At 67.5% G+C, this 20961-nt stretch carries 20 protein-coding genes; 10 read left to right on the plus strand and 10 right to left on the minus strand.

From position 1 onward, the window contains the following. Positions 1-22: 22 nt before the first annotated feature. From ACW14X_RS13795 to ACW14X_RS13805, 3 genes are all read right to left on the minus strand, one after another. Positions 23-709, minus strand: a complete 687-nt coding sequence (locus tag ACW14X_RS13795; protein ID WP_457165933.1) for an SWIM zinc finger family protein — start codon at positions 707-709, stop codon at positions 23-25. Then, positions 706-3405: a DEAD/DEAH box helicase gene (locus tag ACW14X_RS13800; protein WP_457165934.1), complete on the minus strand. Its 2700-nt coding sequence runs from the start codon at positions 3403-3405 to the stop codon at positions 706-708. The genes ACW14X_RS13795 and ACW14X_RS13800 overlap by 4 nt, the downstream gene beginning before the upstream one ends. 98 nt (positions 3406-3503) lie before the next feature. Then, positions 3504-4403, minus strand: coding sequence for an alpha/beta hydrolase (locus ACW14X_RS13805; protein WP_457165935.1), 900 nt, complete (start codon positions 4401-4403; stop codon positions 3504-3506). A gap of 184 nt (positions 4404-4587) precedes the next feature. On the opposite strand from ACW14X_RS13805, the gene ACW14X_RS13810 reads away from it, so the two are divergent. The 6 genes from ACW14X_RS13810 (at position 4588) to ACW14X_RS13835 (ending at position 9842) form a co-directional block, all read left to right on the plus strand. Next, positions 4588-5298, plus strand: a complete 711-nt coding sequence (locus ACW14X_RS13810; RefSeq protein WP_457165936.1) for a molybdopterin-dependent oxidoreductase — start codon at positions 4588-4590, stop codon at positions 5296-5298. A gap of 55 nt (positions 5299-5353) precedes the next feature. Further along, positions 5354-6961, plus strand: a complete 1608-nt coding sequence (locus tag ACW14X_RS13815; protein ID WP_457165937.1) for a DHA2 family efflux MFS transporter permease subunit — start codon at positions 5354-5356, stop codon at positions 6959-6961. An 11-nt stretch (positions 6962-6972) separates the two neighbouring features. Continuing rightward, the gene (locus ACW14X_RS13820) at positions 6973-7794 is read left to right on the plus strand and encodes an endo alpha-1,4 polygalactosaminidase (RefSeq protein ID WP_457165938.1); all 822 of its coding nucleotides are present in this window, start codon (positions 6973-6975) and stop codon (positions 7792-7794) included. A 262-nt stretch (positions 7795-8056) separates the two neighbouring features. Beyond that, positions 8057-8473: a hypothetical protein gene (locus tag ACW14X_RS13825; RefSeq protein WP_457165939.1), complete on the plus strand. Its 417-nt coding sequence runs from the start codon at positions 8057-8059 to the stop codon at positions 8471-8473. Continuing rightward, complete coding sequence (locus ACW14X_RS13830) at positions 8473-8910, plus strand: hypothetical protein (protein ID WP_457165940.1); 438 nt, start codon at positions 8473-8475, stop codon at positions 8908-8910. Before ACW14X_RS13825 ends, ACW14X_RS13830 begins: the two co-directional genes overlap by 1 nt. A 392-nt stretch (positions 8911-9302) precedes the next feature. Beyond that, positions 9303-9842: a hypothetical protein gene (locus ACW14X_RS13835; protein ID WP_457165941.1), complete on the plus strand. Its 540-nt coding sequence runs from the start codon at positions 9303-9305 to the stop codon at positions 9840-9842. A gap of 4 nt (positions 9843-9846) precedes the next feature. Here ACW14X_RS13835 and ACW14X_RS13840 read toward each other — a convergent pair whose 3' ends face one another. Together ACW14X_RS13840 and ACW14X_RS13845 are read right to left on the minus strand one after the other, a co-directional pair. Next, entirely contained in the window at positions 9847-10353 is a 507-nt protein-coding gene (locus ACW14X_RS13840; RefSeq protein ID WP_457165942.1) for a hypothetical protein, read from the minus strand. Further along, a complete protein-coding gene (locus ACW14X_RS13845; protein WP_457165943.1) occupies positions 10353-11669 on the minus strand; it encodes a putative T7SS-secreted protein in 1317 nt (438 codons plus the stop codon). Before ACW14X_RS13845 ends, ACW14X_RS13840 begins: the two co-directional genes overlap by 1 nt. A 561-nt stretch (positions 11670-12230) precedes the next feature. Here ACW14X_RS13845 and ACW14X_RS13850 point away from each other — a divergent pair. Then, a complete protein-coding gene (locus tag ACW14X_RS13850) occupies positions 12231-12569 on the plus strand; it encodes a DUF4333 domain-containing protein (RefSeq protein WP_457165944.1) in 339 nt (112 codons plus the stop codon). 80 nt (positions 12570-12649) lie between these two features. Here the strand turns inward: ACW14X_RS13850 and ACW14X_RS13855 are convergent, their stop codons facing one another. After that, positions 12650-13837, minus strand: a complete 1188-nt coding sequence (locus ACW14X_RS13855) for a hypothetical protein (protein ID WP_457165945.1) — start codon at positions 13835-13837, stop codon at positions 12650-12652. Between the two features lie 293 nt (positions 13838-14130). Between ACW14X_RS13855 and ACW14X_RS13860 the strand changes: the two genes are divergently transcribed. Beyond that, on the plus strand, positions 14131-14739 hold the full coding sequence (locus tag ACW14X_RS13860; RefSeq protein WP_457165946.1) for a hypothetical protein: 609 nt from the start codon (positions 14131-14133) through the stop codon (positions 14737-14739). 14 nt (positions 14740-14753) lie between these two features. Here the strand turns inward: ACW14X_RS13860 and ACW14X_RS13865 are convergent, their stop codons facing one another. The 3 genes from ACW14X_RS13865 to ACW14X_RS13875 all read right to left on the minus strand — a co-directional run bounded on the left by ACW14X_RS13865 (position 14754) and on the right by ACW14X_RS13875 (position 16775). After that, the gene (locus ACW14X_RS13865) at positions 14754-15125 is read right to left on the minus strand and encodes a hypothetical protein (protein ID WP_457165947.1); all 372 of its coding nucleotides are present in this window, start codon (positions 15123-15125) and stop codon (positions 14754-14756) included. 68 nt (positions 15126-15193) lie between these two features. Then, on the minus strand, positions 15194-16483 hold the full coding sequence (locus ACW14X_RS13870; protein WP_457165948.1) for a cytochrome P450: 1290 nt from the start codon (positions 16481-16483) through the stop codon (positions 15194-15196). Next, positions 16470-16775 carry a hypothetical protein gene (locus ACW14X_RS13875; protein ID WP_160025986.1) on the minus strand — a complete coding sequence of 102 codons (306 nt, stop codon included), beginning with the start codon at positions 16773-16775 and terminating at the stop codon, positions 16470-16472. The genes ACW14X_RS13870 and ACW14X_RS13875 overlap by 14 nt, the downstream gene beginning before the upstream one ends. A 164-nt stretch (positions 16776-16939) precedes the next feature. On the opposite strand from ACW14X_RS13875, the gene ACW14X_RS13880 reads away from it, so the two are divergent. Both ACW14X_RS13880 and ACW14X_RS13885 read left to right on the plus strand, forming a co-directional pair. Beyond that, complete coding sequence (locus tag ACW14X_RS13880; RefSeq protein ID WP_457165949.1) at positions 16940-18142, plus strand: sensor histidine kinase; 1203 nt, start codon at positions 16940-16942, stop codon at positions 18140-18142. Further along, positions 18139-18816, plus strand: a complete 678-nt coding sequence (locus ACW14X_RS13885) for a response regulator transcription factor (RefSeq protein ID WP_350839816.1) — start codon at positions 18139-18141, stop codon at positions 18814-18816. Before ACW14X_RS13880 ends, ACW14X_RS13885 begins: the two co-directional genes overlap by 4 nt. 35 nt (positions 18817-18851) lie before the next feature. Here the strand turns inward: ACW14X_RS13885 and ACW14X_RS13890 are convergent, their stop codons facing one another. Beyond that, positions 18852-20936, minus strand: a complete 2085-nt coding sequence (locus tag ACW14X_RS13890; RefSeq protein ID WP_457165950.1) for a DEAD/DEAH box helicase — start codon at positions 20934-20936, stop codon at positions 18852-18854. Between the last annotated feature and the right edge of the window lie 25 nt (positions 20937-20961).

Raw genomic sequence — 20961 nt, forward strand, 5'->3', positions numbered from 1 at the left:
TCGCGTGAGCTCTGGAGGCATCTCACTCCTCGAGCAGGTGGCGTGCTCGGAGCACCGCGTCGAGCGCGATCTCGACATCGTCGACCTGGTCGCGGGTCGACTCGCCGGGCGCAGCGACGTCGACCGCCGCCGGCCCTGCCGGCCGCTCCTGACGCAGCCGCTGTCGCAGGCCCGCCAGCAGCTCGTCGCGCTCCGCCCCACGCAGATGAAGCAGCGTGGACGCGTCGCGGTCGACGATCCAGCAGAGCTGGTGCAGCACCGCGAGCGAGTGGCCGCACACCGCGTGCCAGTGCCCGCACGTGCAGGTCACCGCGAGCTCCTCGCCATAGGGAACCAGCTCGACCCCGGCCTCCTCGGCGTGCTCGGCCACGTCCAGCGGCAGCTCGCCGGCCAGCAGCGCCTCGGCCCGCACGGACGCGGCACCGAGGACCTCCAGGAGCGCGGCGACGGACTCCGCTCCCAGCACCGGCACCATGCCGGTCACGGTCCACAGTCCGCGTTCGTCGTCGACGGCGGCGGCAAACCGGCCGGGCTCGACGACCAGGCCGCCGATGCGCCCCGAGCGGGCCAGCGACCGAGCACCGGAGAGCTGGTTGTCGTCGTACGCCAGCTCCTCGATCGCCCGCAGGAACGCCCGTCCCCACCACGACTCGACCCGCACCATCCCGCGCCGGTGCGGCTCGCGGGCGAAGGTCAGGACCTTGCTCATGAAGCGATCCGACGACGTCTTCGGCGCTTCTGGGGACCGAGCTTGACCAGCTCACGGAGCTCGGCGTTGGACAGCTCGGTGAAGGCCGCCTCGCCACCTCCGAGGACCGCGTCGGCGAGGACCCGTTTACGCTGCAGCAGCTCCGCGACGCGCTCCTCGACGGTGCCTTGGGTGATGAGCCGGTGCACCTGGACCGTGCGTGTCTGGCCGATGCGGTGGGCCCGGTCGGTGGCCTGGTCCTCGACTGCGGGGTTCCACCAGCGGTCGACGTGGATCACGTGGTCGGCGCGGGTCAGGTTGAGCCCGACCCCGCCGGCCTTGAGCGAGAGCAGGAAGACCGGCACCTCACCGTCCTGGAAGCGCGAGACCATCCGCGAGCGCTCCGCCACCGGGGTGCCGCCGTGCAGGAACTGGTGGGTGACTCCGGCGGCGGCCCAGTGGGCCTCGAGGAGACGGGCCATCGCGACGTACTGCGTGAAGATCAGGACCGCCCCTGACTCGGCGAGCACCGTCGAGACCAGCTCGTCGAGGAGGTCGATCTTCTGCGACCGCCCCGTGATCCGCCCGCCTTCCTGCTTCAAGAACTGTGCCGGGTGGTTGCAGATCTGCTTGAGCCCGGTGAGCAGGCTGAGCACCAGCCCGCGACGCTGCGGGTCATCGGCGTCGAGCCGTTCGATCCGGGCCATCGCGTCGCGTACGTAGGCCTCGTAGAGCACCGTCTGCTCCCGCGTCAGCGACAGCAGGTGATCGGTCTCGGTCTTGGGCGGGAGCTCGGGAGCGACCCCGGGGTCCGACTTGCGGCGGCGCAGCATGAACGGGCCGACCAGCGAGGCGAACTCCTTCGCCTTCCCGACGTCGGCACCGGCCTCGATCTGGCTCGCCCAGGCGCGGCGGAAGGCCAGCCGACTCCCGAGCAGACCCGGCACGCACCAGTCGAGCAGCGCCCACAGCTCGGTCAGGTTGTTCTCCACCGGAGTTCCGGTCAGCGCGACCCGGGCGTGCGACGGGATCTCGCGGAGCGCCTTCGCGGTCGCGGAGGCAGCGTTCTTCACGTGCTGCGCCTCATCGGCGACGACGAGCCCCCAGGACACCGCCGAGAGCAGCTCGGTGTCGCGCCGCATCGTGCCGTACGTCGTCAGCACCACCCCGCTCGCGCCCTCGACGTCGCGCTCGGCGCCATGGTGGCGGCGCACCTCCACCTCGGGAGCGAACCGGGCGAGCTCGGCCTCCCAGTTGCCCAGCAGGCTCGCCGGGCAGACCACCAGGGTCGGCCCCGAATGCTCCTTCTGCCGGTGGAGGTGGAGCGCGATCGTCATCAGGGTCTTCCCGAGCCCCATGTCGTCGGCCAGACAGCCACCGAGCCCGAGCGAGGTGATCCCGGCCAACCAGGTCAGCCCCTCGACCTGGTAGCCACGCATGGTGGCCTGCAGCTCGGCCGGCACGTCGACAGCAGGCCCCGAGGTCGCCGCGATCACCTCGTCGCGAAGGCGCGCGATCGAGGCCCCGATGATCACCTGCTCGCCCGGCGCCGCCTCGGCGACCTCCTTCGGCACCTGACCGGTCAGGGCGACGGCCAGCGCCTCCCCGCCGCTGATCCGCTTGAGCAGCCGCTTGCGCGCACGTCGGAGAACTGATGGATGGACGACCGCCCAGGCCCCTCTCAGCCGCAGTACCGGACCCGCGGCCGCGGCCAGGGAGTCCATCTCGGCGGCATCGAGCGGCTCACCGCCGAGTGCCAGCTGCCACTGGAAGGCGAAGAGGCCCTTCTCCCCGAGTGGCGACTCGCGCATCAGGTCCTCGCGCGCGTCGGTCGATGAGGACGCCACCCGGTCCACCGCCACCGACGTCGTCAGGTCCCGTGACAGCGAGCGCGGCCAGAGCACGTCTACACCGCGCTCCTTGAGCCACTCGACCCCGTCCTCGAGCAGGCCGACGACCTCATCGCTGGCCAGGGTCAGGGACGAGGGCACCGGCAGGTCGAGCAGCCTGTCGAGCACGGGCCATGCCTCCGCGGCGCCGCGGAGAGCGACCTGCGCATGCGTACGCGCCCGGGGGCCGAACCCGTGGTCGTCGGCCTCGTCCCACAGCCGAGCGGCATCGGCCACATGCAGCGGGTCGGCCTCGTCGTGCACCTGCGGCACCAACGTCAGCGACCCGATGAGCAGGTCCTCCTCCGGCGCCTCGACCCGGAACGAGAGCCGCACCAACGACGGCAACGAGGCCGTCACCGGCCCCTCGTCGGTCCGATAGCGCGACAGCCGGGTCTGCAGCGACTCCCGGAACGCATTCGACCCGGAGGCCTTCGGTGCCGAGGTCGGTACCGCGTCCGCGACCGCGGCCACGATCTCTCGCACCAGCAGCTCGGCCGCCTCGTCGTCCAGATCCTCATAGGCGCGCGACGAGGCCAGCAGCCGCACCCGCTCCTCGTCCTCAGGGGTGTAGCGGACCGCCCAGGAACCATCGGCCGGCTCCAGCTGCCCCGCCGCCACGAACCTGAGCCCGAGATGGGCCGCCGACGCGACCAGAGCGACCGAGGGATGCAGGTCAGTGGCTGCGTACGCCTTCTTCAGGACCGGCAGCGCGGCCCGCATCGGCAACGACACCGACCGCCGGGAGTCCACGAATTCCACAGTCGAGTCCCGCGGCGGCTGCGCCGCGCGGAAGACCGCGCGGCCGGTCACGGGTACGAAGGACATGGACACGACCGTAGCCGCCACCACGGACAACACCATTCATGCCGAAAGCGAGCGATGATCAGAAACCGCGCGGTGAACCCAGGATCAGTGCGTCAGGGTCAGTCGCCGAGTGCGGTGCGCAGGGTGGTCACCATCAGCTCGATGGCCTCTTTGGCCGCCGGCACCGGGCCGGTGTGGGTGAAGTAGTGGTCGACGCCCTCGAAGACGCGGTGAGTGACCGGAACACCCGCGGCCTCCAGGGCCTTGGCGTAGGCGTCACCCTCGTCGCGCAGGCGGTCGTTCTCCGCGGTGATGACCAAAGCCGGCGGGAGTCCGGCGAGGTCGTCGGCCAGTCCCGGCGAGACGAGGGGATGCGCGCGGTCGACCGGATCGGGGACGTACGCGTCGGTGAAGATCCGCATGAGCTGAGGGCTGAGCAGCGGCTTGGCGATGAGGGACTGCTTGGTGGCAGGGTCGGCGACCTGGTCGAGCGGGGCAGAGTCGATGATCTGGAGGCGGGGCGTGAACGTGCCGCGATCCCGGGCCAGGCGGCAGACCGCGGCGGTCAGGTTGGCGCCGGCGCTGTGTCCGCCCACGGCGAGCCGTGAACCGTCCCAGTCGTTCGCCGGCCCGTTGTCGGCGATCCAGGCGGTGACGTCGTATGCCTGGGTGACGGGTACCGGGTACGGCCTCTGCGGCGCGACGGCGTAATCCACATTGATCACGACACAGCCGGCCGTGGCGGCGATGTAGCCGCAGATGTGGTCGTCCTGCTCCGGGCGGCCAACCACGAAACCGCCCCCGTGGAAGTTCACGTACACGGGCGCGAGCGCCGCGGTCGTAGCCGAGGCCGGCGGGCGGTAGACGGTGCACGTGACCGGTCCGGCACCGGTCTCCACCCGCAGGGCTTCCGTGCGCTTCGGGACGTCGGTGAAGCGCAGATCCTTGTGGACGCGCGCCATGACGCGACCGAGCAGCAGCTGGATGCCTCTGGCCTGGATTCTCGAGCTGAAGGGCATGACGTCGCCTCGTGTCTACGAAGTAGAAATAACAGGAATCCTGATAATGAACCATCTTGCCCCACCGCACAAGGCTCGGAGGGTCACCAGCCGCCGGCACCGACGGTTTCTCATCCTCGAGGATGAGGTGATCGCTCCCCAAGGTTGAGGCGCGCCACGCCGGACCCCTGCCACGGTGGCTGACATGACCAAGACCACCCAATCGCCCGCAGCACTCCCGCCCGGACAGCGGCAGATCGACTTCTTCCCACGCTTCGGCCGACGTACCGACCAGCCCCCACCGACCGTGTCCGCACATCCGACAGTCGTCTTCGGCGGAGCGCTCACGACGCCGATCGAGATCGCCGTGGACGAGCTCGTCGGTACGGATCGTCGCGAGCTCCACGCCGACTTCCACTGCGTCGCCGGCTGGTCGGTGACCGGCCTCGCCTGGGAAGGCGTCGCGTTCGCCACCGTCTATCAGCGGTACGTCGCACCGGCCCTCCTGCCGGGCACGGTCGTGACACACGTCCTCGTACGCGGCCTCGACGGCGAACACTTCGTGGCCGAGCTCGAGGACCTCCTGGCCGACGACGTCCTGCTCGCCGATCGGCTAGGTGGCCGGCCGCTCGACGGCGACCACGGCGCCCCGCTGCGTCTGGTCAACCCGGCGCAGTACGGCTACGCCAACATCAAGCATGTGTGCCGCATCGACGTGCTCACCGGTTCGCCCCAGGCAGGCTCACCGGCGCTCGTCGACCGGCTGCTGCAGTCCCATCCGCGGGCGCGGGTCTGGGAGGAGGAGCGCCATGGCACGGTGCCCGGATGGCTGATCCGCCCGGTCTACCGAGCGATCAAGACCGTCATGCTCGCCTCCGCTCGCCGCGGCGGGAACGCGGGTGAGCCAGGTCACTAGTCAAAAGTAAATAATGGCTAGGGGACCTATCAACCCACACGTAGGCTGTCAACCCGTGACAGACATTTCTGCCAAGCCTGAGAAGGCGCCCGACGACCACCTCGACAAGAGCGTGCTCATCGTCGCAGGCGTCGTCGTGCTCGGATCGATCATGTCGATCCTCGACATCACCGTTGTCTCCGTCGCACTGGAGACCTTCCAGCGCGAGTTCGACGCCACCTCTGCCGAGGTCGCCTGGACGATGACGGGCTACACCCTCGCCCTGGCGACGGTGATCCCGCTGACCGGTTGGGCTGCCGACCGGTTCGGCACCAAACGCCTCTACATGACCGCGATCGTGCTCTTCGCGCTCGGCTCGGCGCTCTGCGCGCTGGCCACGACGCTGCCGATGCTGGTGGGCTTCCGCGTACTCCAGGGCCTCGGCGGCGGCATGCTGATGCCGCTCGGCATGACGATCCTGACCCGCGCCGCCGGCCCCGAGCGGGTCGGTCGCGTGATGGCGATCCTGGGCGTACCCATGCTTCTCGGCCCGATCCTCGGCCCCATCATCGGTGGCGCGCTGATCGACTCGGCCTCGTGGCACTGGATCTTCCTGATCAACATCCCGATCGGTGTCGTAGCCCTGGTGTACGCCTGGCGGGCGCTGCCCAAGGACCACGTCGAGCCGTCGCAGTCCTTCGACTTCCTCGGCATGGTACTGCTGTCCCCGGGTCTGGCGCTGTTCCTCTACGGGGTCTCCTCGATCCCCGAGGCCGGCACCCTGCTGGACACCAAGGTCCTCTCCTTCATGGTCGTGGGCCTGGTGCTGATCGCCGCGTTCATCCCGTGGGCGCTGTCGTCCCGCAACGACCACCCGCTGATCGACGTACGCCTCTTCGGCAACAAGGAGCTCACCGTCGCGGTGATCACCCTGTCGATCTTCGCGATGGCGTTCTTCGGCGCCTCGCTGCTCTTCCCGCTCTACTACCAGCAGGTACGCGGCGAGGACGCCCTCCACGCCGGTCTGCTGCTGGCTCCGCAGGGTCTGGGCGCGATGGTCACGATGCCGATCGCCGGCATGCTCGCGGACCGCACCGGTCCGGGCAAGATCGTCCTCAGCGGCCTCACCACGATCGCGGTGGGCATGTTCATGTTCTCGCGGCTCGACGAGGCCACGCCGTACTGGTACCTCCTCCTGTCGCTGTTCATCATGGGCCTCGGCATGGGCGCGACGATGATGCCGACCTTCGCCGCCGCCCAGGCGACGCTGCGCGAGCACACCATCGCCCGAGGTACGACCCTGGTGAACATCGTCCAGCAGGTCGCTGCCTCCGCCGGCACCGCGCTCTTCTCGGTGCTGCTCACCAACGCCCTGGCGGGCAAGGAGTCGATCTCCGCCGCGGATGACCTCGCCGACAAGCTCGGTGTCCCGGCCGGCGGTCTGGAGAAGTTCATGGCCGACCCGGCCAACCAGCAGAAGGTCGGTGAGGCTGCCGCTTCACTGGGTCTCGACCCGGCCAAGCTGCCCGAGGTCTTCAAGGCCATCCCGGCCGAGATGGCCGAGGCGTTCTCGACCACCTTCGTGATCGCCGCGATCCTGGTGCTGGTCACGCTCATCCCCGCGTGGTTCCTGCCCAAGAGCAAGGCCGAGCACGGAGCCGCCGCTCCGACGGTCCTCCACTGATCCGCTCATTCATGCGGGGCCGGGCTGCCACTGGCGGCCCGGCCCTCGCTGCTCTGTTCGGCCTGTTCGCCCTGACAGGCTGCGGCTCCCCTTCGGTCGCCCTCCCACCGACCGATGGCGTCTTCGACTATCAGCTCGGCGCTCCTGCCGATCGGCTGACCGACGGCACGCCTCTCGACGTGGTCGTACGCGACGCCACCGCCGCTCCGCTCGAGAACGCCTACAACGTCTGCTACGTCAACGGCTTCCAGACCCAGCCCGGAGCCGACTGGTCCGATCGCCCGTCTGCGCTGCTCCGCGACGCCTCCGGCGATCCCGTACGCGACCCCGACTGGCCCGACGAGATCATCCTCGACCCCTCCACCGCCTCTGCACGTGAGTTGATCCTCGAGGTCATGGCTCCTGTCATCGAAGGCTGTGCGGACGACGGCTTCGACGCCGTCGAGATCGACAACCTCGACACCTGGACCCGCTTCGACGCGATCTCGAAGGACGGCGCCCTAGCCCTGGCCTCGGCATATGTCACCGCCGCCCACGACCTGGGTCTGGCGATCGCCCAGAAGAACGCCGCCGAAGCCGCCCGAGTCGCCCACGACGACCTCGGCTTCGACTTCGCCGTCGTCGAGGAGTGCGGCGCGTACGCCGAATGCTCCGCCTACACCGACGTCTACGGCTCGCACGTGCTGCAGATCGAATACCCCGACTCGCTCGCCGAAGCCGACCTCACGTTCGCCGACGTCTGCGCCGACCCCGCCCGCTCCCCGCTCACCATCCTCCGCGACCGCGACCTCGTAGGACAGGACGACCCCGCGTACGTCTACAGCAGCTGCTGATGCTCATCAGCGCGACGGCGGCTCCGTCATGCCATGACGGAAGCGATCCGATCGTAGACGGCCTCAAAGGGCTCGCAGAGTGTGATGATCGGCGCGCGCATCGCCGGGCCCGTCTTGGTCAACACACCGCTGTGGCCCGCGTGCCGTGACGCGGCGTGCCGTATCGACACGACCCGCGGGACACGCCCCTTGGCACAAAGCAGCAACGGCTGTTGGCACAATCAGAGTGTTCGTGCTTGGGAACGAAGGGTGTCGCACCGACATGGGATCAGAGACCAAGGAGCCGCTGTCCTGCCTCGGGTGCCTGCTGATGCTGGGGATTGTCACCATCCCCTTTGGGATCTTCGCCGCGATCGTGTGGGGCCTGTTCAACATCGGCTGGGAAGACGTCAGTCACCTCTCCCGTGAACAGAAGGTGACGGTGATCAACGTTTACGGCACCGGCCGCGAAAAGGACGGGACCTATCAGATCATCTTCGCGTACAAGGTGGACGGTGTGGACTACTTCGGATGGGCCCAGGATTCGATCAGGCCGCAGTCGACGACCCCACAGATACCGACGCTGTGCATCAACCCGGACAGGCCCGAGGAGTACGTCGAACAGCGCGAGTACATGTGCGGTGAAGCGCGCGAAGCCCGGATCATCAAGGCGAAGACCTCCTCGTCATCGGAGGAATGATGACCAGCAAAACAGCCGAACGCAGCGGTGGCACGTTGACCACCCGCAACCTGGCGATCCTGCTTGCGATCGGAGTCGTCGTCGGCATGATCTTCCTGGTGATTGTGTTCCTCGCACCCAGGCTGATTGATGAGAGCGGCCAAGAGGATCTGACCCGCGAAGTCGAGGTCACGGTCACCAACGTCATCCCTGGGGAGTCGAGGTACGACGACGGCCCCGGAAACTGGATCAATTACCGATACACCGTTGACGGGAAGACGTTCTACGACTCCGTTTGGGTAGCCAACACGTATTGGGACAGGGCGACCTTCATGCGAGGCTGCGTCAACCCTGAGCGCCCGTCCGAGAACGCGCTATCGTTCCACGAGGGCCTCTACTGCGACGGCAGGAATCACCTCGCCACAGACGGCTCGGTCGCATCAACCCGGCGTAAGTAAGTCACCCCACGAACAACCCTCACCCGAGCGGCCGGCAGACACGGATCGACCGGCGGCTATGGCTCGAGACACAGCCACAACCGCTTGAGCGGCACCCGACCGTGGCTCCGCACGATGCGTGTGATTCAAAGCGTCTTCGGCGCGGGCTAGCAGAAGCGGGAGCAACCCTGCGACCGCGCGGCAGCACGGAGCCACCCGTCGCATGACCTCACCTGATCGGCTCGCGTAAGCCGTGCCGAACTGCCATCGGCAGCCCGTACTCTTGGTCCAGTGCAACGCACGCCACGGTCGGCATCCTCACCTGAGCACATAACAACAGGCGCGCCATCTCGGGCGCCTTCTCACGTGTGGCACTCGTCGTCACCGCTGCTCAGATGTGGTTTGCTGTTCCCGTGACCGATCAGATCATGCCTCCCGTAGCGTACGAACTGTTCGCGCGTGTTCAGCAGGCAGCGGCAGACACCCCTTACAGAGTCGTCCCTACCGCAAAGGGATTCGACGTGGAGTTAGACGTAGCTGATGCGACCTGGTTCGGCCTCTTCAACAAGGCGGGCCTCAAGCACGCCTTTGTCCATCACGTTTCCATTCCAGAGACCGGCACATACTCAGTGACAGACGACGCGAGAACGGTCGAATGGATCGCAGGAACTCCCAGAGTCTCTTACGAGGCCAGTAGGGAGGTTGGACGCATCAAGAAGGTGTCGTTCAATCGAACGTATGCTTTCAATGAGCAGGGCGAGTTCGGCAAAGTCGTGGACTTTACGTTCAATTCCGAAGAGGGTCGCGCCCTGATTGAATCCGCCGCAACAGATCTAGGTTATCGACAGGTGCGGGGAGCGATCGAGAAAGTCGGTCTCTTTATTGGTCTCGGCACCCTGGTCCTTCTCGTGTTGACGGGGGCCATCGTCGGAGCCGTGATGCTGGCCCGTTAGGTCCTCAATCTGCATCGCTGGACGAGGCAAGGAACTGGACAGTTCTCATAAATTCTTGGAATTCGTCCTTCATCTGCTCCGATTGCCTATACAGGCATGTTAACGAACAGATGGTGACAAACCGCTTGACTGGATCGTTGACGTCCACAAGCCCGGTGATGGCTTGAAATCGTCGGAGGTCCAGTCGACGCCCTTCATACGTCGCCGTGCCAGCAAGGGACTGTGCGATAGCAGGAGCGTGCTCCGTGCCGACCTCGGTTCGCTTGATGAGTTCGACATCCGTCGCGTCCTGTTCGAGCACCACTAGCGACTCATCGGCGATCTGCTGGAACGTCGCCGCATCGGTGCGCCACCCGCCTGAGATGGTCAACACAGGCGCGTAGCCATCGGAGAAACCGCGTCGAACGGCCACAAATGCGGCGTTTGTTAAGCCGAGTTCGGACGGGTCGGACTGAACCCACTCGTCGTTCGGCATCTTGAATTGCATTGGAAACGGGAACGCCTCAATCATCAGAACAGGCCTCCGATCGCATCGACCAAGTCTCCACCAGCGTCGGCGACCTCTCCGGTGTCGATCGTAAAGTCTAAGTCGACCTTGCCGCCGAGCCCGAGACCAACACCAAACTCGCCGCCGATTGTGATCTTGCCGTCATCCCAGCCGACCTCTGCGTCGGCTGCCGCACCAACGCCCGCCCAGCCTTCGACGCCCGCCGTGCCTCCAACGCCAGCAACGTCTCCGCTTACCTTTGCATCGGCTTTTGCGCCTGCGAACGCCTCGCCGCCAACATGCATTCCCTCCGAGAGAGTAGCACTGGCTGTGCCTTTGGCTTCGGCCGCAACTTCTGCGGAGGCTTCCGCATTTACCTGGGCGTAACCGTATTCAGCGCCAGCCTTTCCTTCGACCCGGACGACGGTCGCCTTCGCGCCCACCTCGGCTTCGATCCCGTCACTGACAATTTTGGCCGATGCCTTGCCTGCGATTTCACCGACGATGATCTTGCCTTCAGCGTTGACCTTGACATCGCCCCAGTAGTCTTCGACCTTTCCCTCGTAACCCCAGGCGCGGAGCTTCCCTTCAACAGACCCAAGACTGATCTCGAACGGTGGCTTTTTGGAGCCGTCCCTTCCAAGGAGATCGTCCTTGCCCATCCCTTGCCCGAAGGTTTCGGACCATGCTCCCCATTTGATTTTTGGCCCCTTCGCCTCAAACTCTGCATGGTCCATCTGTCCATGTTCCGTCTTGGCGCCCGGTAGACCCCCAAGCTCCCTGATACACGAGAGACCGGCCTTGTCGAGTGATTCACGAGCATCCTTGAGCACTTCCTGGGCCTCTTCGCGGATCTTCATGCCGGGATCAACAAACTGCCCAGGCGGCGCGGGCCCAAGCGATGGGACCGACGACGGATTGCATCGCTGCTGCTCGACCCACTGGTTGTACGAATCGACCTGGTCGTTGTACGCGGAGGTCGCATCTTTGGTCGCCTTCTCGCCCTCCTCCCACTTGTCGATCGCAGATTGTGCACGCTCCTGGGCGACCCCAAGCGCGTCGGCATACGAGTTGAGACTGTCCCCAGAAGCCTTGAGCAGGTCGCGATAGGCTTCCCACTTCTCGACCTCAGCAGTTCGGCTCTGAAGATAGGTCGCCTTGCCGTCTCCCCCCTGCCAAGTCGGGATCGCCATACCCTCGATGCTCTGCAGGATCCCAACCACCCGCCTCCTCTCCGAGTGGAGCACGCCCGCCCGCTCGGCGATAGAGGACTTGTTGCCCTTGATCAGATCCTTCGCGTCGGCAGTCGTACCAAGCTCTGCGCCGTCTGGGAGGCTCATCGGTTCTCCTCCGACGCGGGAGAAGTCCCTCCGGTGTTAGGCACGGGGAAGTCGGGGAATGGTTGCGGCTGCACGAGGGGCGTACCTGGCCCGTACGGGAGGGCTGAACTTCTCCCTGGGGTGAAGGGACTAGGACCCCATGGCCCGGGTGCCATCTGTCGGGCGCTTAGCTCGTCGGCCTCTTCGTAGTCGGTGGCTTTGCCCTTGAGGAACGTGGACAGCGCGTCGAGGCCGTCCCCAAGCGCGACATGCGCGTTCCCAACCTGATCCATAACGGCGGTGAGCCAACCGGCCAACTCAACGTGGCCAAGGACGTCTGGGGAGAGCTGCGACTCCGGGACGCGCGACGCCCCGAGGTCGCCTTTCAGCGTTTCGTACTTGCCTGCAGTCCGTCGCAGATCGTCGACGGTTACTTCGTAGCCAGTCACGGCGTCCTCCGATCAGGTTGATACCTGTCTTCTACCCGGATTTCGGAACTTCAAACACTCAAAATGCGAGAATCTCAAGAAGGACGCAACCAGCAAGAGCCAACCGAGACAAACCTACGAAGGCGATTGTAGGGTGACGCATGCCAACCGTCTCGGATTGAAAGGCCCGGTCATGGTCCGTCGAAACGTCCCTGTCTGTATCTGCGCTGCGATCCTCGCGCTTGGGCTCTCCAGTTGCGGTGGAGTCACGGTGGCGCAGGAGACTGTGGAGAAGACGGTTTCCGAGCGACTCGAGGCTCAGGTAGGACAGAAGCCTGACAAGATCGAGTGCCCAGGCGATCTTTCAGCCAAGGTCGGCGAGACTATGAAGTGCACGCTCACCGCAGGGTCGGACCAGCTCGGCGTGAACGTGCAGGTGACAGAGGTCGACGGATCCGACGTGAAGTTCGACATCCAGGTCGATGAGCAGTAGCGATACGCCAATCAGACGTGAACGTCGCTGGCACGACAGGTGAGGGTCGCACCAGCGACGGGTTCAACCGGACCAAGTGACTACTTGCGGCTGCTCTTGTCGTTCCCCGAGTCGTCGGCCTGCGGAGCGTCAGGCACCCAGCCGCGGGATGCGTTGGGATCCAGGACGTCGCTTGCGGTCTCGGTCCAGTCGTCGGTGTAGTCGGCTTCCCACTCTTGGTTCTGGCTGCCGTTCTGGTCCTGCTTCTTGGCACCACGGCCACCGGCTGCACCGGCTCCGGCGCGGCCGCCAGCACCGCCCCGGCCGGCGCCACGCCCGCCGGCACCAGTGCCGCGCGCGCCGGCTCCTGCGCCACGCGCACCAGCACCACGAGCACCTGCACCAGCACCACCAGCTCCCGCGCGGGCGCCGGCGGTGCCGGCCCTGGCGGCTGCGGACCGGGCAGCGGCTGACCTCGATGCAGCGCCGGCGGTTGCGGCCTTCGCGGACGCACCGGCGGAGAGCTTGCTGGCGATCGCCTTGGCCACGCCTGCACCGAGCAGCGCTCCGCCACCGGCGATCGCGAGGGCGGACATGCCGCCCGCGCCGCCAGCGAGCGGTGCAAGGCCGTCAGCGGTCTCAACCATCGCGTACGAGGTCGCGGGAGCGGGGGTGCCGTCGGCGTTGATCCACTCGGTGCCGTTCCACTCGGGCTTGTTCTCGGCCTTGTGCGCCTCGATGTTCGCCTTCTCCTGAGCGATCAGCTCGTGGCCCCAGCCGTCGGGGTAGAGGGTGCCGGAGTTGTACTTCGCAATGCGCGCTTCTGCGGCCGCTACCTGGCTCGCCGACCCGGGTGAGGCCGAACTGCCAGCTGGAACGGGATCAGAACCGCTGCCATCGTCATAAAGAGCCCGTACCTTCGGCTCAGCGTCGTCAATTGAAGTGTCGACGTCTTGCACGTGCTGCGCAGCGACCCGCTCCGCGTCGGCGATCGCGGCCTCGCGCGCAGCGTGAGCGGCGCGATCAGCCTGAAGGGCCTTCTGGTTCGCCGTTGCCTGAGCCGCGTCTACTCCTGTCCCGGACTGGGCGTACTTGGGATCGGATGCATCCGGCGCAGCGCCATGGGTCGCCGGCAGGGTTGCCTCGAGCCTGGCGTACTCGCGCATCGCAGTGGTGATCTTGGCTCGTACGTCCTGCATCGCCTCGACTGCTGCTTTGATCACGTCGCTCTTGTCGGTCGTCTTCCTGCCCGACGCCTCCATGTTGCGACGAGCAGCTTGACCTGACATCGAGGCCGCTGAGAAACCATCCTCTGCAGCCTTCCCGCTCTGGACAAGCACCGATCCAGACGTGCGGAACTGGCGCTCCGCCTCTCTCCAACTGTCGATCAGCATGTCGATCGTGGACGGGTCCGCTCCGGAGACGTAGGTCCGAAGACGTTCCATCCATGGGCCTCGTGTTGACACGCGCTTTCCTCCCCGAGCGTTCGAAACAAGGGGTCCGATCGCCCCGCGACCCCATTAGACAACACATCCGACCAGGTCGTCACCGTCGTTCATCAGGTGCCCTAGAGTGCGGTGACATGAGGACGTCTCGGGCGATCGCGATCGCCGCTCTGACCCTGGTCACCGCGACTGGTATCGCTGGGTGCGGAAATGACACGCCCACCACGGAGCCGACCACGGACGTATCGGGATCGGCGACGACAGAGCCGTCCGGGTCAAGCGGTCCAGAGGTTCCGGCTGATTGGCAGGTCGCATCGGTAGAGGTAGCGCAGCTGCAGGTTCCCGCGAACTGGAACATCAGGTCCAGCGGTGATCTTTCGTTGAGCATGCGTGCGCCGGAGGATGCCATCGGGATCTCGCCTGGCGCAGCAATCCTCCAGGGCGGCGTACATGCGGGCGAGGGAGACGACGAAGCGGCTGTTGACGCTCTCGCAGCCCTCGAGGAGAAGGCCCTGGCAGATGACGTTCAGAATCTGAAGCGCCTGCCAAACGAGACGATCAACGGGTCGACCTTCTATCACTTCCAAGGCGATACCGGGCACGAGTGGGAGGATCACTACGGAACCGTGGTCCCCGGAGGCGATCACAGCGTGACAGTCACCTGGCGGTTCACGAAGTCGGACATCGACCGCAAGGGCGCCGAGGCGCTGATCGCTCAGATCATGCCGACCTACAAAGTCCTCTGACCCCCGAAGGTGCCTCAGAAGGGCATCGGGAGCTTACGGCTGAAGATCACGAGCGGGTTGCTCATCACGGCGAGGGCATCAGCCATCTTCTTGGCGACGATGGCTGCGCCCTCGTCGGTCGCAGCGATGTCGTGAATGGCGTCGTCGACGGCGCTGGCGTACTTCTCCAGACCCTCAACTGTCTCCTTCTTCGCCTTGCCGATGTTCTCGTGACCCTTGATCACCGCGTTGGCGAGCCACTCACCCTTGGCTGAACCACCGAATGCGCTCGCTGCCGGTGCCCGCCCGAGGTCGAGGCTCTGAACCAGGCCCTTCTGCTCCTCGAGGTCCCGATGGACCTTGTTCAGGTTGTCGTAGTCAACGGTGAGCTCGTCGCCGTTACCCATGGTCCGCCCTCCCGAGGCTTCCGTACGCACCCCCGGCGGGTGCCTCAGTAGGAGTAGTACACCACGGCTCACAGGGCGACGGGGAGGGATGCGTAGCCGCGGAGGATGCGGGTGGGGCGGCGTACGGGGACGCCTGTGACACGCAGGGTGGGGAAGCGCTCGTACAGCAGGCGGAGGCCTACGCGGGTCTCGAGGCGGGCGAGGCTGGCGCCGAGGCAGAAGTGGGCGCCGGCGGAGAAGGAGAGGTGCTGGTCGGCGTTGGGGCGGGTGATGTCGTACGTGTCAGGGTCTTCGAACACCGACGGGTCGCGGTTGGCGCCGCCGAGGACGACAGCGACAGCAGTACCTCTGGCGACCTCCACGCCACCGACGCGAGTCGCCGCATAGGCCTCTCGGACGGTGGCCATGACGGGCGGGTCCCAGCGCAGGGTCTCCTCGACGACACCGTCGACGCGAGATGGGTCGTCGAGGAGAAGAGCACGCTGGGACGGATGGGCGTCCAAGGCAGCCACGGCGTTGCCGAGCAGGTTGACGGTGGTCTCGAAACCAGCCGCGAGCAACAACAACCCGAGGGCGTGGAGCTCGATGTCGTCGAGGTCGCCGGCGATCACCAGGGCGCTGAGGAGGTCGTCGCCGGGGTCGGAGCGGAGGCGGCGTACGTGGTCCTCGAACCAATGGTGCAGGGACCTCATCGCGGTCTCGACCTGCGAGTAGTCCCGCCACGACAACCCAGGATCGAGGATGGCGGCGGCCTGGTCGCCCCAACGGAGGATGTCGGCACGGTCCGCGGCGGGCACGCCCAACAGCTCGGCGATCACGGCGATCGGGAGCTTCGCGGCGTACTCCTCGATGAGGTCAACCGGCCCCTCGCGCGGGTCGATCTCGTCGAGCAGGTCGCCGGCAACAGCGGTGACCATCTCGGCCATCGAGCTGATCCGGCGCGCGGTGAACGCCTTCGAGACGTGCTTGCGGTAGCGGGTGTGCAGCGGTGGGTCGACGGCGAGCATCGACGGCGGGTCGACCGGACCCAGGGCGTCGGACGCGCTCACCTTGCCGAGCAGCCACCGCAGCGGCACGGGCAGCTCGCCCTGACCGTCACCGACGCCGAAGTCACTGCTGCGCAGGATCTCGTTGGCCGCGGCGTACGACACCGTGCCGGCCATGAACGGGTTGATGTGGATCGGGCCGCGCGCTCGCAGACGGTCATAGTCCGGCACGTCCCGCGACCACATCAGCTCGGCGAGCGGGTCGCCGCGCCTGGAGGCGAAGCTCAGCACCGCACGGTTGATGCCCTGGGACAGGACCCACCGGGCGTACGACCGAGCCCCATCGATCGGTGACAGCTCAGGCCGAGGCATCGGCGAGCTCCTCGCGGAACTCGTGGGTGCCGATCCGGCCCATCAGCGGGGCCAGGTCGGCCAGCAGATCGGCGAAGGTCGCCTCGTACTCCTCCTGCGACAGTGTCGGGTCGAGCTGCGCCTGGAATCGGATCCGCCAGCGGTGCCGGAGGGCCTGAGCCAGACGCTCCGGGGTGCCGAAGGCGTCGGCATAGGCCGGTGACCACGGCAGGCGGCGCGCGAAGCCGGATCGCAGCTCCGCCTCCGCCTCGTTCAGCAGCCGGTAGCGCTCATGGGTCTGGTTCCACGTCATGGTCCTCACCGTCTCCGTCATCGTCGCGATGGTTCGACGCTACGGATCGGCCGCACCTCGGCACATCGGCCGCTGGCAGGCACCTGCGTTCCTACCGTGGTCGGAGAGCGGCCGCCTGCCGTGGTCGGATGCGACGCGAGTCACGCGTTTCTAGACTGAACGGCATGAGTATCCAGGACTCGGCTCGCGATGTGCGTGACTTCCTGGAACGGCGCTGCCGCAGCAAGGGCCTCGACATCCCCTGGTGGGCGCCGCTGCTGTCGGCGTTCGGCCTCGTCGCGATGGTCACCGTGGCGGTGCTCCAGCGCGAGGCCGCCGTCGACATGGTCGTCGCGGGCATGGTCATCGTCGTCCCCTCGCTGAGCATCTTCTTCATCCCGAACACCGGTGAGTGGCTCAAGAACCACATGTGGGCCGTCGATCTCGTGCCGACCCTGGCCGGGTCGGCCTGGCTGATGTCGCAGCCCGCCTCCGCGTTCTGGCCACAGCACGACTTCGCGCCGGCGGTGCTGGTCCCGCTGACTCTCGAGATGGTCGTCCGCGAAGGCTTCCGGACCGGGACGCTCTACGCGATCGCCTCGGCCGTGGTGATGGGGGTCTTCGCCTCCGACACACCTAGCGGCATCGGGGTGCACTACCTGCTGCTCTTCGTCGGCTGGATCCTCGGCCTTCTGATCCTGGCTCAGATGCGGGCGCTGCGGGCCGAACGGCAGGCGCGGTCGCGGGAGCACGCGCGTGCGACGGAGGCCGAGCGCATCCGGATAGCCCGCGAGATCCACGACCTGGTGGGGCACTCGCTCTCGATCACCCTGCTGCACCTGACCGCGGCACGGCGCTCCGTCGCCGAGGGCGACGAGCCGGACGAGGCGGTGTCCGCGCTCACCGAGGCGGAGGCCGTCGGGCGCCGAGCGATGGCCGAGATCCGCCGTACGATCGGGGCGCTGTCCACCACCGGCGCCGGCACCGCGCCGCTCCCCGGCGCCGCGGACGTGGTCCGGCTCGTGGAGGAAGGCCGCAACGCGGGTCAGTCGATCACGTTCTCCTCCTCCGGCGACCTCTCCCGCATCGACGCCGGGGTCGGGCTGGGCATCTACCGGATCCTGCAGGAGTCCCTTGCCAACGCCATCCGGCACGCTCCCGGCGCGCCGGTCTCGGTCTCGTTGGCGGTCGCCGACGGCGTACGTCTCTCCGTGCAGAACCCGCTCGTCGGCACCCGTCGCGGGGTCGGCGAGGGGTCCGGGCTGGCCGGCATGGCCGCCCGCGCCGAGCAACTGCGCGGCCGGTTGTCGGCAGGCGCCGAGGAGTCGATGTGGAAGGTTGACCTGGTGATCCCATCGCACTGTCTCGTACGCAAGGCGCTCGCATGACGGCTGTCAACGGCTCCGCGCCGATTCGGGTGATCGTGGTCGACGACCAGGAGCTCGTACGCAGCGGCCTGCGCCGCATCCTGCGGAGGCGCGACGGGCTGGAGATCGTCGCCGAGTGCGGCGACGGCTCCGAGGTGGTCGCGGCCCTCGAGGCCAACCCGGCCGATGTCGTGGTCATGGATCTCCGGATGCGGCAGGTCGACGGGATCACCGCCACCGGTCTGGTGCGGGCGCTGCCGTCGGCGCCGCCGGTGCTGGTGCTGACCACATTCGACGAGGACGAGCTCGTCTCCGGCGCCCTCCGTGCCGGTGCCGCCGGCTTCATCCTCAAGGACTCGCCCGCCGAGGAGCTGGTCATGGCCGTACGCTCCGTCGCACTCGGCGACGCCTGGCTCGACCCCGCCATCACCGGCCGCGTCCTGGCCACCTATCGCTCCGCCGTCGCACCGGCGTCGAGCGCCGTCGAGGTCTCCGAGCTCACCGACCGCGAGCTCGAGGTCCTCCGCGGCCTCGCCTCCGGCTGGACCAACTCCGAGATCGCCGAACGGCTCGTCATCTCCGAGCTCACCGTCAAGTCCCACATCGGCCGCATCTTCGCCAAGCTCGACCTCCGAGACCGCGCCGCCGCGATCGTCTTCGCGTACGACCACGGCATCGTCCGGCCGGCGGTCTGAGGTGGGGGTGTTCCTTCGGAACAGACCGACGCGCCCTACGTCGTCGTCGCCAGCACCAACGGGCTCACCGAGCCTGCACCGGCGTCGAGGAGGGCTCGGGCGGCAAGGGTGACGGTCCAGCCGGTCGCGATGCGGTCGTCGATGAGAAGTACGTCAGCACCGGGCGGGACATCGGCGTGGAGCGAGAAGCGGCGGCCGATGGCGGCGACGCGCTGGGCGGAGTTGGAGGCGCCCTGGCCGGGGCCGACGTCGGGGTCGACGATGGCCCAGGATCCGAGGACGGGGACGCGGAGATAGCGCGAGAGCCCTTCGGCGAAGTCTCGGGTCAGGGTGGGGCGGGTCATCGACTCGACGTAGACGATGCCGCCGACCCGAGGACGCCAGTCGCCCAGGACCTCGACGACCGCCTTCACCAGCGGCACCGGGACCGGGCCGTCCTGCACCGGTTCGCGGAAGAGGTCGCGCAGCGCCTGGCCGTAGCCGAGGTCGGTCAACCGCGCGACCGCGCGCCCTTCGAGCGGCCCGTCCTTGATCTTGCCCTTGAGCGAGATGCCGAGCCGGTCGAGACCGGTGGGCCACATCTTCTTCGGTTCCACGACCACGCCGGGCCGCGAGAGTCGCGCCGAGGCCTCCTCGACCGCACCTTCGGAGACCGATGACGTCACCGCGAAGCCGCCGCAGTTGTCGCACCGGCCGCAGTCGACGGCGCCGGGGTCGTCGAGCTGCTCGCGCAGGAACCGCATCCGGCACTGGTCGGTCGAGATGTAGGCGAGCATCGCGTCCTGCTCGCGGCGCCGGGCCTCGGCGACCCGGGCGTACCGCTCCGCGTCGTAGTCCCACGGGACACCGGTCGCCTCCCAGCCGCCACCGACCCGGCGCGCGGCGCCGTCGACGTCGAGCACCTTGAGCATCTGCTCCAGGCGCGACCGCGACAGGTCGACGTACGTCTCCAACGCCTGTGTCGACAGAGCTCGGCCGGCCTCCGACAGGACCCCGAGCGTCTGGCGCACCTGCTCCTCGCGCGGGAACGCCAGCGAGGCGAAGTAGGCCCAGATGTCGCGGTCCTCGATGCCCGGGAGCAGCACGACGGAGGCGTCGGAGGTGCCTCGTCCAGCACGGCCGACCTGCTGGTAGTAGGAGACCGGCGAGGAGGGCGCGCCCATGTTGACCACGAACCCGAGCGTCGCGTCGAAGCCCATCCCGAGCGCCGAGGTCGCCACCAGCGCCTTGATCTTCCCGGCGGCCAGCGACTCCTCCAGCTCGGCCCGCTCGGCCGCCTCCGTTCGCCCGGAGTAGGCGGCCACGTCGTGACCGCGCGAGCGCAGATAGTCGGCGATCTCCTCGGTCGCGGCCACGGTCAGGCAGTAGACGATGCCCGAGCCGGGTTGCTCGGAGAGGTGGTCGGAGAGCCAGGCCAGCCGCTGCTCAGGCGTCTTCAACGTGACCACCCCGAGCCGCAGCGACTCCCGGTCCAGCGATCCTCGAAGCACGAGAACCCCCGAACCCATCTGCTCGGCGACATCCGAGGTCACCCGGGAGTTGGCGGTCGCGGTCGTGGCGAGCACCGGGATCCCGTCGGGGAGGTCGGCCAGCAGTGTGCGGATCCGGCGGTAGTCGGGCCGGAAGTCGTGCCCCCAGTCGGAGATGCAGTGGGCCTCGTCGACCACCAGCAGGCCACACTCGGCGGCCAGCCGAGGCAGCACCGCGTCGCGGAACTTCGGGTTGTTGAGCCGCTCGGGGGAGACCAGCAGGACATCCACCTCACCGGCGTGGATGGCCTCCTCGATCGAGACCCAGTCCTCGGGGTTGGTCGAGTTGATCGTCACCGCCCGGATCCCGGCCCGCTGCGCCGCCGCGATCTGGTTGCGCATCAGCGCGAGCAGCGGCGAGACGATCACGGTCGGCCCGAGACCGGCCTCACGCAGCAGCAGCGTCGCCACGAAGTAGACCGCCGACTTCCCCCAACCGGTCTTCTGCACGACCAGTGCCCGGCGACGCTCGACGGCGAGCGCCGAGATCGCCGACCACTGGTCCTCACGCAGCGTGGCGTCGTCCCGGCCCACGAGGGCCCGCAGATGCGCCTCAGCACGAGCACGTACGTCACCAGCCGGATCAGTCATGACCACAGGTCTATCAGGGACCACC

The sequence above is a fragment of the Nocardioides sp. YJ-D4 genome (assembly GCF_054031495.1).